Source organism: Microbacterium sp. Se63.02b (genome assembly GCF_014171575.1).
In the GTDB taxonomy this organism is placed as follows: domain Bacteria; phylum Actinomycetota; class Actinomycetes; order Actinomycetales; family Microbacteriaceae; genus Microbacterium.
The window spans coordinates 2,586,960-2,599,272 of sequence record NZ_CP050453.1; the positions used below are offsets into that span (position 1 = coordinate 2,586,960).

The 12,313-nt window shown below is 69.2% G+C and carries 11 protein-coding genes and 3 pseudogenes; 5 read left to right on the forward strand and 9 right to left on the reverse strand.

What is annotated here, in order from left to right:
- The first annotated feature begins 14 nt into the window (after positions 1-14).
- From G4G29_RS12705 to G4G29_RS12725, 5 genes are all read left to right on the forward strand, one after another.
- Positions 15-599 (forward strand): GNAT family N-acetyltransferase, encoded by a 585-nt coding sequence (locus tag G4G29_RS12705; RefSeq protein WP_183150386.1) that lies wholly within the window; start codon positions 15-17, stop codon positions 597-599.
- A 34-nt stretch (positions 600-633) separates the two neighbouring features.
- On the forward strand, positions 634-1,089 hold the full coding sequence (locus G4G29_RS12710) for a hypothetical protein (RefSeq protein WP_183150387.1): 456 nt from the start codon (positions 634-636) through the stop codon (positions 1,087-1,089).
- Between the two features lie 98 nt (positions 1,090-1,187).
- Positions 1,188-1,859, forward strand: a complete 672-nt coding sequence (locus tag G4G29_RS12715) for a lysoplasmalogenase family protein (protein WP_244631994.1) — start codon at positions 1,188-1,190, stop codon at positions 1,857-1,859.
- Entirely contained in the window at positions 1,859-2,227 is a 369-nt protein-coding gene (locus G4G29_RS12720) for an RNA-binding S4 domain-containing protein (protein WP_183150389.1), read from the forward strand. Before G4G29_RS12715 ends, G4G29_RS12720 begins: the two co-directional genes overlap by 1 nt.
- A 61-nt stretch (positions 2,228-2,288) precedes the next feature.
- Positions 2,289-3,710: an HNH endonuclease signature motif containing protein gene (locus G4G29_RS12725; RefSeq protein WP_183150390.1), complete on the forward strand. Its 1,422-nt coding sequence runs from the start codon at positions 2,289-2,291 to the stop codon at positions 3,708-3,710.
- A 130-nt stretch (positions 3,711-3,840) separates the two neighbouring features.
- On the opposite strand, the gene G4G29_RS12730 is transcribed toward G4G29_RS12725, so the two are convergent.
- From G4G29_RS12730 to xerD, 9 genes and pseudogenes are all read right to left on the reverse strand, one after another.
- Entirely contained in the window at positions 3,841-4,524 is a 684-nt protein-coding gene (locus G4G29_RS12730; RefSeq protein WP_345941070.1) for an NUDIX hydrolase, read from the reverse strand.
- Between the two features lie 280 nt (positions 4,525-4,804).
- Positions 4,805-6,276, reverse strand: a pseudogene (gene der, locus G4G29_RS12735) (ribosome biogenesis GTPase Der).
- Between the two features lie 40 nt (positions 6,277-6,316).
- The gene (gene cmk / locus G4G29_RS12740) at positions 6,317-7,039 is read right to left on the reverse strand and encodes a (d)CMP kinase (RefSeq protein WP_183150391.1); all 723 of its coding nucleotides are present in this window, start codon (positions 7,037-7,039) and stop codon (positions 6,317-6,319) included.
- Entirely contained in the window at positions 7,032-8,168 is a 1,137-nt protein-coding gene (locus G4G29_RS12745) for a prephenate dehydrogenase (RefSeq protein ID WP_183150392.1), read from the reverse strand. The genes cmk and G4G29_RS12745 overlap by 8 nt, the downstream gene beginning before the upstream one ends.
- Positions 8,165-8,968, reverse strand: coding sequence for a pseudouridine synthase (locus G4G29_RS12750; protein ID WP_183150393.1), 804 nt, complete (start codon positions 8,966-8,968; stop codon positions 8,165-8,167). Before G4G29_RS12750 ends, G4G29_RS12745 begins: the two co-directional genes overlap by 4 nt.
- Entirely contained in the window at positions 8,965-9,594 is a 630-nt protein-coding gene (scpB, locus tag G4G29_RS12755) for an SMC-Scp complex subunit ScpB (RefSeq protein WP_183150394.1), read from the reverse strand. The genes G4G29_RS12750 and scpB overlap by 4 nt, the downstream gene beginning before the upstream one ends.
- Positions 9,584-10,345 carry a ScpA family protein gene (locus G4G29_RS12760; protein WP_244632598.1) on the reverse strand — a complete coding sequence of 254 codons (762 nt, stop codon included), beginning with the start codon at positions 10,343-10,345 and terminating at the stop codon, positions 9,584-9,586. Before G4G29_RS12760 ends, scpB begins: the two co-directional genes overlap by 11 nt.
- Before the next feature lie 79 nt (positions 10,346-10,424).
- Positions 10,425-11,257, reverse strand: a pseudogene (locus G4G29_RS12765) (ParA family protein).
- 153 nt (positions 11,258-11,410) lie between these two features.
- Positions 11,411-12,312 (reverse strand): annotated as a pseudogene (gene xerD, locus G4G29_RS12770) (site-specific tyrosine recombinase XerD).
- Position 12,313 lies beyond the last annotated feature (1 nt).

Sequence of the window (12,313 nt, forward strand, 5' to 3'; positions counted from 1 at the left end):
GTACCGTCGCGTGCATGGTGACGATCACGACCGCGTTGGCGACGTCCGCTCGTTGGGATGACGTGCAGCATGCGCTCACGGGTGGCGGCGACGGCGCGAGCTGTCAGTGCATCTGGCCGGTGCTGAGCAACAAGGACTGGAATGCGACGACCACGGCGCAACGCACCGAGATGTTCCGCGAAGAGATCGCCGAGGGCCCGTCGCCCGGAGTCGTCGCCTATGTCGACGGCGAGGCAGCCGGATGGATCCGGATCGGCCCGCGCACCCGGCAGGCACGGGTCCCCCGCACGCGGATCATCGCCGCCGCATCGACCGAACCCTTCGACGACGACTCGGTCTGGGCGGTGACCTGCTTCGTCGTCCGCCGGGAGCACCGCGGAGCCGGGCTGAACCTCGACCTGCTCAAAGCCGCTGTCGAATATGCCAGAGGGTCGGGGGCGCGGCTCATCGAGGGGTACCCGGTCGACACGGCAGGCGAGAAACGGCGGACGAACGACCTCTTCCACGGGACGCTCGGCACGTTCCTCGCCGCCGGCTTCCTCGAGAAGACAGAGCTCAAGCCGGGGCGGAAGCTCGTGGCGCTCGACCTCTCCGCGTGAGCGGGTCGAGCACCCCACCCACTAGCGTGAGACCATGAGCGACACCCCTGCGACCATCGACGATCCCGAACTCGGAACCTTCTCCCGCGCCACCACCGAGCTCACCGACGGCACGGTGCTCACGCACGACTGGTTCGTCGGCACCTTCTCGGTCGAGGGGTCCGAACTGGAGCTCATGCTCGAGGGCGCGAATGCCGACGAGGTGGCGCCGCTGCTGCCCCGTCTGCGCGATGTCGTCTCTCGACTCGACATCCTCCGCCGGATCGCGACGGATGCCGTGGTCGCGAACTTCACGACGGGTGAGCCCGCGCCCCATGACCTCGACGACGGCGCGTCCGACCTCGCTGTCGAGACGATCGAGATCGCTCCGGACGGCACCGCGATCCTGCACCTGAACGACGAGTGCGGCGAGCACTTCCCTGAGGGATATTGGCCGGCGGCGCACCTGAACCTCGATGACACCGTCGACCAGGTCACCGTCGAGTCCTGAGCCCCTGACGACCGAGCCCGCATCCAGACCCGCCTCTCCCCCGACGCATGCCGAACCCGCCGACAGCCACCGCGAGCGACCGACCATACGATGAGGGGATGCCGCGCCGCACCACTCCCTCGCTGATCGCGTGGGCCTTCCTCCCGTATGTCGCGGCCTCCGTGCTGCACGTCGTCCTCCTCGCGGAGGGAAGCCCTCTCGCGGGTCCGACGAAGAAGTTGCTGCTGATGCCTCTCCTGGCTCTTCCGATCGTGCTGTCGGCCCGACGCCTGGGCTCCCGCGCCGCGCTGGTGCTGCTCCTCGCGGCGGTGCTCTTCTCCTGGCTCGGCGACGGCGCTGGCGCCTTCTTCCCCTCCGCTCCCGAGCTTCCCCTGATGCTGTTGTTCTTCGGCGTCGCCCATGTGGCCTACATCCTGCTGTTCGCCCGCCATCTCGCACGACGACGGATGCCGTGGTGGGCTCTGGTCTACGCGGTCTGGTGGGTCGCGATGATCGCCATCCTCGGCCCGCACACGGGCGGCCTGCTCATCGCCGTTGCTCTGTACGGTGTGGTCCTGGGGGGAACGGCAGCGTTCTCCGCACGGTGCACACCGCTGATCGCCGTCGGCGGGGCGTTCTTCCTCGCCAGCGACACGTTGCTCGCCTTCCGACTATTCCTGCCAGGCGGACTCCCGGCATGGAGCAGCCCCGCCGTCATGCTCACCTACACCCTCGGTCAGGGGCTCATCGTCGCGGGAGCCCTGATCGCCCTGCGCAGGAAGGCCGCCTGATGGATGCCGCCCGCGTCGACAGCTGGCTCTGGGCCATCCGCATCTACAAGACGCGATCCGCCGCGACCACCGCATGCCGTGCGGGGCATGTTCGGGTGAACGGCGACAGAGTGAAGGCCGCGCAGCAGGTCCGCATCGGCGACGAGCTGCGCGTCCGCATCGCCGGCTTCGACCGGATCCTCATCGTTCGTCAGCTCCTGGTCAAGCGCGTCGGCGCGCCACTCGCCGCTCTCGCCTATGACGACCGCACACCCGAGCGAGAGCCGCAGGCCGCACTCGGGCTCCGCGACCGCGGCGCCGGTCGCCCCACCAAACGAGAACGGCGCGACATCGACAAGCTACGCGGCCGCGACGATCCTTCGTACTAATATACCTATATGATTGGCCATTTTCAGAGGTAGGTTCGTAATTACGTTCTATCCTCGAGATATGGCCACGCGCACCGATCTCGACCTCGAATCCGAGGAGCGGCGACGCGTGCTGGGCGAATGGGCCGAGACGAGGCGGCAGATCGCCGTGCTCGAGGCTGAAGCGGCGGAGCTCCTGATCCGTCAGATCGCGATCCACGATGCCGACGTCGCGGCGAGTCCCTCGCACCGCGACGCGATCTACCGCTCGATGGTCGCCGAGTACTCCGCAGCGGGGCGCCTCTCGACAGGGTCGATGGACTTCGCCTTCGCCGACGCACGCGCTCTCGACGCCTATCTCCCCGCCGTCAGGGCTGCGTATGCGCAGGGCGCGATCAGCGTGGCGCATGTCCGAGAGATCGCCAGAGCGAGTGCGATCGTCAGCGAGGCCGTCAGGAACAAGGCCGTAGACGCGGCGGCGCTCACGTTGTTCGAGACCGCTGTTCTCGTGGTCGCCGAACAGGAGAACCCTGCGCGCACACGGGCGCACGCGCGACAGGTCGCCGCAGCCCTGGTGGGCGACACCCTGGTGCAGCGGCACCGTCGTGCCGCCGGGGAGCGCAGCGTGACGGTGAAGTCCCTCGACGACGGACTCGCCCTGCTCACCGCGGTGCTTCCCGAATGGATCGCGACCGCGATCGCCGACCGGCTGAGCAGGATGACGCGCGAGGTCATCCGCGCCAGAGCCGACCGCGAGATCGTGCCCCTGCCCTGGTGGGCGGACCATGACCACGACACCCTCGACCTCGCAGATTTCGCGCTCGACGATCCGTCGTTCGACCCGTACTCCGAAGCGGTGATCGCGAGCGTGGACGGCGACACGTTCACGACCGACCCGCACGTGGAGAACTATCCTGCCGATCAGCGCACATGGGCACAGGTGCAGGCAGACCTCTTCAGCGATCTCCTGCTCACGGCAGACCCGAGCGCGGTGCACGGCACTGACCTCGAGCATGTGCAGGCCCGCGTTCAGGTCACCGTCGCCGCGACCACGCTCGCCGGCGTCGACGATCGACCCGCCCAGCTCGACGGACACGGCCCCCTGCACCCCGACGTCGCCCGCGACCTTGCAGGACGCAACACCGGCTGGACGCGGCTCTTCCTCGATCCGAACGGCATGCTGATCGAGACCGACACCTACACCCCCACCGAGGGGATGCGTCGGTTCCTCCGTGCTCGTGATCAGCACTGTCGCTTCCCCGGGTGTCGGATGCCGGTGCACCGCTGCGACGTCGACCACACCCACGACCATGCCAAAGGCGGACGAACCCGCGTCGACAACCTCGGCCACCTGTGCCGCGCCCACCACACACTCAAGCACCCCGACGTCCCGGATCCGTACCGGTGGACGGCTCAACAGGAGCGAGACGGCAGCATCACGTGGCACAGTCCGCTCGGCCGCGCCTACACCGACCCGCCACCGCGCCGCGTGATGTTCGTCTGACCGACGCCACCGACGCGTGAGCCGTGATGACTCAGCCGCGATGATGACTCGGCCGTGGAGATGACTCGGCCGTGGAGATGACTCAGCCGTGGAGATGACTCAGCCGTGATGATGACTCAGCCGTGATGCCTCAGTGGTGCTGCTCGAGCAGGTCCCGCAGCCACCCGGCGGAGCGCACCTGTGCCGCGCCCGCGTCCGCGAGTCGCGCCTGAAGCTCACGATCGCTCGTGACGGCCACCACCGTTCGTCCGACCTGACTCTGGCGCGAGACCTCGGCGACGATGGCATCGTCCCCTCCGGCGTCGGCTCGGATGATCGACACGGGACTCGACTCAGCATCGATGCGGCGTGCCTGCCCCTCGACCACCATCGACACCTCGGGGAACCAGACGTCGCCCGCGAGGTCGAGCGCGTCCGCGGGAACCGCGAGCCCCGCCAGCCGCTCCCGCAGGCGAGAGGCCGCACCCGCACGGTCCTTCCACCAGCCGTCCGGCACCGAGCCGACGACATTCGCGGCATCGACCACGATGAGCGGTCGCACCTCGAGCTGCGTGCGCAGTGCCGGCCAAGCCGCACCGAATCCGGGGTGCAGCGGCCGGGCGTCGACCTCATCCACAGGCACCCACTCCAGCGCGACGCTCTCCGGGTCGCTGATCACCGGGTCGAAGCCCCTCTGCACGTCCGCGATGACGGTCGTGTACGACCAGATGCCGAGGTCGAGCACGCTCGTGAACCGCGCGCGCACCGCGCCGTCCGGCACGCCTGCCTCCTCCTGCGCCTCGCGGATGGCTCCGGCGATCGCACTCGCCCTCATGCAGAGCACCGCCGGGCAGACCCCACGTGCCGCCGAAGTGGCTCCACGACACCCGGTGCTGCAGCAGGATGCCGCGTGCGGGGTCGACGGCGAGAAGTCCGGCGGCGCCGAAGCGTCCCCAGTACTTCTCCCCGACGCGGCGACGACCCAGGCATCGCCCGGATTCCGCGGCCCGTCAGGGCGACGCGGCTCACCGGGGGCAGGAGGTACGACAGTCACCCCCACAGCCTTTCACAGCATCGGGGTCACGGCACCTCGGCGCGACATGTGCGGGAACAGGTCAGCGCTGGCGCTTCTCACGAACCCGCATGTTGATGACGATCGGCGTCCCCTCGAACGAGTACAGCTCGCGCAGGCGGCGCTGGATGAACCGGCGGTACCCGGGGTCGAGGAACCCGGTCGTGAACAGCACGAACGTCGGCGGGCGGGTCGACGCCTGGGTGCCGAACAGGATGCGCGGCTGCTTGCCACCGCGCAGCGGGTGCGGGTGCTCGGCGACGAGCTCGGCGAGGAACGCGTTGAACTTGCCCGTGGGAATGCGACGGTCCCAGTTCTCCAACGCGGTCTCCAGCGCCGGGACGAGCTTGTCGAGGTGACGGCCGGTCTTCGCCGAGATGTTCACGCGCGGCGCCCAGGCGACGTGCGCGAGGTCCTGCTCGATCTCGCGCTCGAGGTAGCGGCGACGGTCGGCGTTCTCGAGGTCGTCGTCGTTCAGACGGTCCCACTTGTTGAACGCGAGCACGAGCGCGCGGCCCGACTCCAGCACGAGGTCGATGATGCGCACGTCCTGCTCGCTGATCGTCTCCGACACGTCGAGCACGACCACGGCGACCTCTGCCTTCTCCAGCGCTGCGGAGGTACGCAGCGATGCATAGAAGTCCGCGCCCTGCGCCATGTGAACGCGCCGACGGATGCCGGCCGTGTCGACCAGACGCCACATCTTGCCGCCGAGCTCCACGACCTCGTCGACCGGGTCACGAGTGGTGCCGGCCAGATCGTTGACGACCACCCGCTCCTCGCCGGCTGCCTTGTTCAGCAGCGACGACTTGCCCACGTTCGGACGACCGAGGATCGCGACGCGCCGCGGTCCTCCGATCTCCTGCTTCGCGACGGCCGAGACCTCGGGGAGCTTCTTCAGCACCTCATCGAGCAGATCGGCGACACCGCGGCCGTGGATCGCCGACACAGGGTGCGGCTCGCCGAGTCCGAGGTTCCACAGAGCGGCTGCTTCGGGCTCCTGCCGGGCGTCGTCGATCTTGTTGGCGACGAGGAACACGGGCTTGCCGCTCTTGCGCAGCAGCTTGACGACGTGCTCGTCGGTCGATGTCGCACCGACCATCGCGTCCACCACGAAGAGCACCATGTCGGCGAGGTCGATCGCGACCTCCGCCTGGGCAGCGACCGAACGGTCGATGCCGCGCGCGTCGGGCTCCCATCCGCCGGTGTCGACGAGCGAGAAGCGCCGGTCGGCCCACTCCGCCTTGTACGTCACGCGGTCGCGGGTGACGCCGGGGTGTCTTCCACGACGGCCTCGCGGCGGCCGAGGATGCGGTTCACGAGCGCGGACTTGCCCACGTTCGGTCGTCCGACGATCGCCACCACGGGCAGAGCAGGGCTGTACTGGATGCCGTCCTCGCCGAGGGTGATCCCGGCGAGGAGCGCCGCATCCTCATCGTCGAGCTCGTAGTCGGCGAGGCCGGCGCGCAGGGTCTCCGCGCGCTGCTCGGCGAGCTGCTCGTCGATGTTCTCCATCTTCTCGGCGAGCTGGTCGGGGCCGCCTTCGTATTCGTCGTCAGCCACGGTGTGCTCCTTGGAGTCGTTCGATCACCGTGAGCACGGCGTCGATGGTCTGGGGGAAATCGAGTTCCGTCGAGTCGACGACCTCCACGCCTTCCGCGGCGTTGAGGAAATCGACGACGGCGCTGTCGGAGGCATCGCGCTTGTGAAGCGCTGCGGCGACGGCATCCGCGTTCTCACCGGCGAGTTCGCCGGCACGGCGGGCAGCCCGCACCTCGGGCGCCGCGGTGAGCAGGATCCGTACGGGGGCATCAGGGGCGACGACGGTCGTGATGTCGCGGCCCTCGACGACCACAGCGGGATAGGTCGCCTCGGCCACGAGCGTGCGGAACAGCTCGTTCACCTGCGCCCGCACTTCGGGCACGCGTGCCACGCCGCTCACCGCGCCGGACACCCGCGGGTCGCGGATGTCCTCCGTGATGTCGGTGTCGCCCACCCGTACGGTGCGGTCGTCGGGATCGAGGCCGAGACGCACCGGGAAGTCGGATGCCGCGGCGAGAACCGCATCGGCGTCAGCGGTGTCGGCACCGCGGTCGAGGACGTGCCAGGCCAGGGCACGGTAGGCGGAGCCGGTGTCGAGGTATCCGAAGCCGAGCGTGCGGGCGACGGCCTTGGACACACTGGACTTTCCGGACCCGGCAGGGCCGTCGATGGCGATGAACTTCGCCGCATCGGTCCCGTGACTCGGTGCGCTGGACGAGGTGGAGGTATCAGTCATTCGTGTTCCCTGCGATTCGCCAGCCGCGTTCCTGGAGCCCGGTGATCGCACCGTGCAGCGCTGCGGGATCGACGCTGATCTCTGCGAGACCGAACTGGGCGCCGGGCGAGTGCTCCAGACGGAGATCTTCGACGTTGACGCCGAGCTCACCGAGTTCGCCGAACAGGCGCCCCAGCTGGCCCGCGGTGTCGTCGACCATGACCACGAGCGTCTCGAACCGCTGGTTCTGACCGTGCTTGCCGGGAAGGCGCTCGACACCGTCGTTGCCCTGACGGATCGTCTCGGCCACGATGCGGCGCGCACCCGGGGCACTCGGCTCCCGCAACGCGGCTGCGACGTCGCCGAGGTCGGACGCGAGGGCGTCGAGGATCTCGACGACGGGGCCGGCATTGGCGCCGAGGATCTGCACCCAGAGCTCCGGGGCGGAGGCGGCGATGCGCGTCGTGTCGCGCACCCCCTGTCCGGCGAGCCGGAGCGCGCTCTCCTCGGCACCCGCGAGGCGGCCGGCGAGGAGGCTCGCGACCACCTGGGGCACGTGCGAGGTGAGGGCGACCGAACGGTCGTGCTCCTCGGGCGTCATCTCCAGCGGCATCGCGCCCACGTCGAGCGCGAGCGCCTCGACCAGAGCGAGGTCGGCGGCCTTCGTGTCTTCATCGCGGCAGACCACCCACGGCCGTCCGACGAACAGGTCTGCGCGGGCGGAGATCGCCCCTCCCCGTTCGCGACCGGCGAGGGGATGCGAGCCGATGTAGCGGGTCAGATCGACACCACGCGACTGCAGCGTGCGGAACGGCTCGAGCTTCACGCTGGCGACGTCGGTGACGACGGCCTCGGGGAAGCGTTCGAGCTCTGCCTGGATCACGTCGGCGGTGACATCCGGCGGCACGGCGACGACGATGAGCGAAGGCCGGTCGTCATCCGCGGCGATGCGCCCTGCCCCGTAGTCCACGGCGAGGCGCAGCTGCGCGGGTGAGGCATCCGTCAGCACGACGTCGATGCCCTTGGATCGGAGCGCGTGCCCGACACTCGCCCCGAGCAGACCGGCGCCGACGACGCGGACGGTGCCGGAGAGACGCGGCGCGACGGCGCCTGCTCTCCGCACCGTGGGCGCACTCGTCGTATCGGTCATTCGTTCTCCTGCTCGCCTGGCGCCTCGGCGACACCGGAATCACGGCGCGACAAGGTAAGAAGCGCGCCGAGTTCGATTTTACTCAGTTCCCGCGTCTTCCCCGCCGGGAGGGTTCCCAGGTGGAGCGGGCCGAACTGGCGGCGGACGAGTTCGGTGACAGGGTGGCCGACCGCGGCGAGCATCCGACGCACGATCCGGTTGCGCCCGGAGTGCAGCGTCACCTCGACCAGGCTCGACCCGCGCGAGGTGTCGAGCAGGCGCGCCTTGTCCGCGGCGATCGGTCCGTCCTCCAGGTCGATGCCCTTGGTGAGCTTCGAGATCGTCTGGGGCAGCACGGTCCCCTCGACCTTGGCGATGTACACCTTCGTGACCCCGAACGACGGGTGCGCGAGCACGTGGGCGAGCGCGCCGTCGTTGGTGAGGATCAGCAGACCGCTGGTCTCGGCGTCGAGGCGTCCGACGTTGTAGAGCCGTTCCTCGAACTGCTCCGTGAAGCGGCGAAGGTCGGGACGACCGTTCTCGTCCTTCATGCTGCTGACGACGCCGGTGGGCTTGTTGAGCATCACGTAGCGCTTGGAGACGTCCAGCTGCACGGCGGTGCCGTCGACGTCGACGAGGTCGTGCTCCGGATCGATCCGCCGCCCGAGCTCCGAGACCACGACGCCGTTGACACGGATACGCCCTTCGGTGATGTACTGCTCGACGACGCGGCGGGAGGCCACACCGGCAGCGGCGAGCACCTTCTGCAGGCGCACGCCCTCCGGTGCGTCGGCGGCGTCGTTCCCGTGCGGGGCGTTCATCGGATGGTCCCTTCGTCGAAGCCGTCTGCACCGTCGTCGAGCAGAGGCGAGATCGGGGGCAGCTCGTCGAGCGAGTTGATGCCCAGGTGCTGCAGGAGCGCGTCGGTCGTACCGTAGTTGATCGCGCCGGTCTCGGAGTCGGCGAACAGCTCGGTGATCAGACCACGCGCGAGGAGCGTGCGCACGACGGAGTCGACGTTCACCGCGCGGATGGACGCGACCTGGCTGCGTGTCACCGGTTGCTTGTAGGCGATCACGGCCAGTGTCTCGAGCGCGGCCTGCGACAGGCGCGCGGGGGCCTGCCCGCCGATGAACGCAGCGACGACGTCGTCGAGCTCTTCCCTGACGTACAGGCGCCATCCGCCGCCGACCTCGCGAAGCTCGAACCCTCGACGCGGGCCCTTGCCTCTACCGTCGTAGTCGTCGACGAGCATCTCGAGCGTCTGCCTGACGGCGGGCACCGGGGAGCCGACCGCAGCAGCCAGCGCCACCAGGCCGAGTGGTTCGTCGATGATGAGCAGGATGGCCTCGATGCGCTCGGCGAGAGGGATCTCGGTGGCCTCCTCGTCCGGGGTCGCCGCGTCCGGCGTCTCCTCGGCGGAAGTGCCCGTCATCTCATCGGTCATAGTCGGCCCCCAGGGTCGCGAGTGTCTCGTCCGACCAGGAGTCGGCTGCCCAGCGCAGCGTCAGCTCGCCGAGCGGTTCCAGTTGTTCGAAGGACAGCGCCGCGTGCCGATACAGCTCGAGCACCGAGATGAAGCGCGCCACGACGATGCCGGGCTCGGCGACGCCGGCGACCAACTCACGGAAGCTCAGCGACTCGGTGCCACGAAGCAGTGTGACGACGATCGCGGCCTGCTCGCGGATGCTGACCAGCGGCGCATGCAGATGATCGAGCCCGACGTGCGGGATCTCCTTGGGCGCGAAGGCCAGCAGCGCGAGCGCCGCGAAATCGTCTGCGGTCAGCGACCACACGAGCTCGGGCGTCTGACGGCGGTGCTTCTCGTCGAGCCGCACCGCTCGGACATGCCGCCGATCCTCACGCTGGAGGCAACGGGAGAACCACGCCGACACCTCTTTGAACGCACGGTACTGCAGGAGTCGGGCGAACAGCAGGTCGCGCGCCTCCAACAGCGCAACGGCCTCCGCATCGACCAGCTCGCCTTGCGGGAGCAGGCCTGCCACCTTCATGTCGAGGAGCGTCGCCGCGACCACGAGGAACTCGGATGCCTGATCCAGTTCTTCGTCGTCCTCGAGCTGTCCGAGGTAGGCGATGAACTCGTTGGTGACCGCGCTCAACGAGACCTCGGTGATGTCCATCTCGTGCTTCGAGATGAGGTTCAGCAGCAGATCGAACGGGCCGTCGAAGTTCGACAGGGAGACCCGGAAACCTGCGCTCTCCGCGGACGCAGCCTCGCCCGCGCTCTCCTCGAGCGTCGCGTCGACAGGACCCTCGCTAGGCGACGGCGCCACGGGCGACCAGCTCCCGCGCCAGCCGCAGGTATGCCTGAGCGGCCGCGTGCTCGGGGGCGAACTCGGTGATGGGTACACCCGACACCGAGGCGTCGGGGAACTTCACGGTACGACCGATCACCGTCTCGAGCACGTCGTCTCCGAAGGCTTCGACGACACGCTCGAGGACTTCGCGGGAGTGCAGCGTGCGCGGGTCGTACATCGTCGCCAGCAGACCGTCCATCGTGATGGAGGGGTTCAGCCGGTCGCGGACCTTGTCGATCGTCTCGATGAGCAGCGCCACGCCGCGGAGCGCGAAGAACTCGCACTCGAGCGGGATGATCACGCCGTGCGCCGCGGTCAGGGCGTTCACGGTGAGGATGCCGAGCGACGGCTGGCAGTCGATCAGGATGACGTCGTACTCCCCGCGACCTGCCGCAGCACGCGGGCGAGGATGGTCTCGCGGGCGACCTCGTTGACCAGGTGCACCTCGGCGGCGGAGAGGTCGATGTTGGCCGGCATCACGTCGAGACCCTCGACGCTGGAGTGCACGATGGCGTCGTGTGCGTCGCGCTTCGTGTCGAGCAGCAGGTCGTAGATCGTCGGCACGTCGTGCGTGGGGATCCCGAGGCCGGCGGACAGGGCGCCCTGCGGGTCGAAGTCGACCGCGAGCACCTTGCGACCGTACTCCGCGAGCGCAGCGGCCAGGTTGATGGACGTCGTGGTCTTGCCCACACCGCCCTTCTGGTTGCACAGCGCGATGATGCGCGCAGGCCCGTGGGACTTCAGCGGTTCGGGGATCGGGAACCCGTGATACGGGCGGCCGGTGGGTCCCATGGGGGTCTCGTCGGCCTTCTGCGCCTTCGCCCTGGACTTCGCCACTTTCTTAGCCACCGGTTCTCCTGCTCCTTCGTGCTTGGTCGATTGTACCGGGCAGCCCGTTCGGCGGCCGCCTCGGCGCGCGGCAGCCGGTCGCTCGGAGATCCGGATTCAGCGTGCGCGGGGGTGCGAGGTGGCGTAGATGTCACGCAACGTGTCGACGGAGACATGCGTGTAGATCTGGGTGGTCGCGACCGAGGAGTGCCCGAGCAGCTCCTGGACGACCCGGACGTCTGCGCCGCCCTGCAGGAGGTGCGTCGCGAACGAATGCCGCAGCGTATGGGGTGACACCTCAGCGGTGATCTGCGCCTTCTCCGCGGCTGCCCGGATCACCAGCCAGGCGCTCTGCCGCGACAGGGGCGCACCGCGCGCGCCGAGGAACAGCCGCGCCGATGCCCGCCCCTTCGCCGCGAGTGCCGGACGCACCCGGGTGAGGTAGGCGTCGACCGCGGCCCTGGCGTACGACCCGATCGGTACGATCCGCTCCTGGAGCCCTTGCCCCGCAGGCGCAGCACGTCTCCGTGGGCCACGTCGTCGACATCGAGTCCGATGGCCTCAGAGACGCGCGCGCCCGTGGCGTACAGGAGCTCGAGGAGTGCGCGGTCGCGGACGCCGAGCGGATCCTCCGGCGAGGGGGCTGCCAGGAGGCGCTCGACCTGGTCGATGGTCAGCGCCTTGGGGAGCCGACGCGGTGCCTTGGGTGGGCGCAGCCTCCCGCTGGGGTCGTCGTCCTCGATCCCCTCACGCGCCAGGAAGCGGTGCCACCCGCGGACGGACGACTGCAGTCGTGCCAGGCTCGTCGAGGCCGGAGCCGGGTCGGCCGAAGCGCGGTCGGCGACGAACCGGTCGATCACCGCCGGGGTCACGTCCGAAGTGTCGACGACGCCCTCGGCCGTCAGCCATTCGACATAACCGCCGAGGTCGCGTCGGTAGGCCGCGATCGTGTGCTCGCTCAGACCGCGCTCGATCGTCACATGACGCAGGTACGCGTCGAGAGCGCGGTCGAGCAGCATC

Bases quoted from the DNA above. Each gene is read 5' to 3' on its own strand.
- G4G29_RS12705 (WP_183150386.1), top strand. From the start codon at position 15: ATGGTGACGATCACGACCGCGTTGGCGACGTCCGCTCGTTGGGATGAC.
- G4G29_RS12710 (WP_183150387.1), top strand. From the start codon at position 634: ATGAGCGACACCCCTGCGACCATCGACGATCCCGAACTCGGAACCTTC.
- G4G29_RS12715 (WP_244631994.1), top strand. From the start codon at position 1,188: ATGCCGCGCCGCACCACTCCCTCGCTGATCGCGTGGGCCTTCCTCCCG.
- G4G29_RS12720 (WP_183150389.1), top strand. From the start codon at position 1,859: ATGGATGCCGCCCGCGTCGACAGCTGGCTCTGGGCCATCCGCATCTAC.
- G4G29_RS12725 (WP_183150390.1), top strand. From the start codon at position 2,289: ATGGCCACGCGCACCGATCTCGACCTCGAATCCGAGGAGCGGCGACGC.
- G4G29_RS12730 (WP_345941070.1), bottom strand. From the start codon at position 4,524: ATGAGGGCGAGTGCGATCGCCGGAGCCATCCGCGAGGCGCAGGAGGAG.
- cmk (WP_183150391.1), bottom strand. From the start codon at position 7,039: ATGACTGATACCTCCACCTCGTCCAGCGCACCGAGTCACGGGACCGAT.
- G4G29_RS12745 (WP_183150392.1), bottom strand. From the start codon at position 8,168: ATGACCGATACGACGAGTGCGCCCACGGTGCGGAGAGCAGGCGCCGTC.
- G4G29_RS12750 (WP_183150393.1), bottom strand. From the start codon at position 8,968: ATGAACGCCCCGCACGGGAACGACGCCGCCGACGCACCGGAGGGCGTG.
- scpB (WP_183150394.1), bottom strand. From the start codon at position 9,594: ATGACCGATGAGATGACGGGCACTTCCGCCGAGGAGACGCCGGACGCG.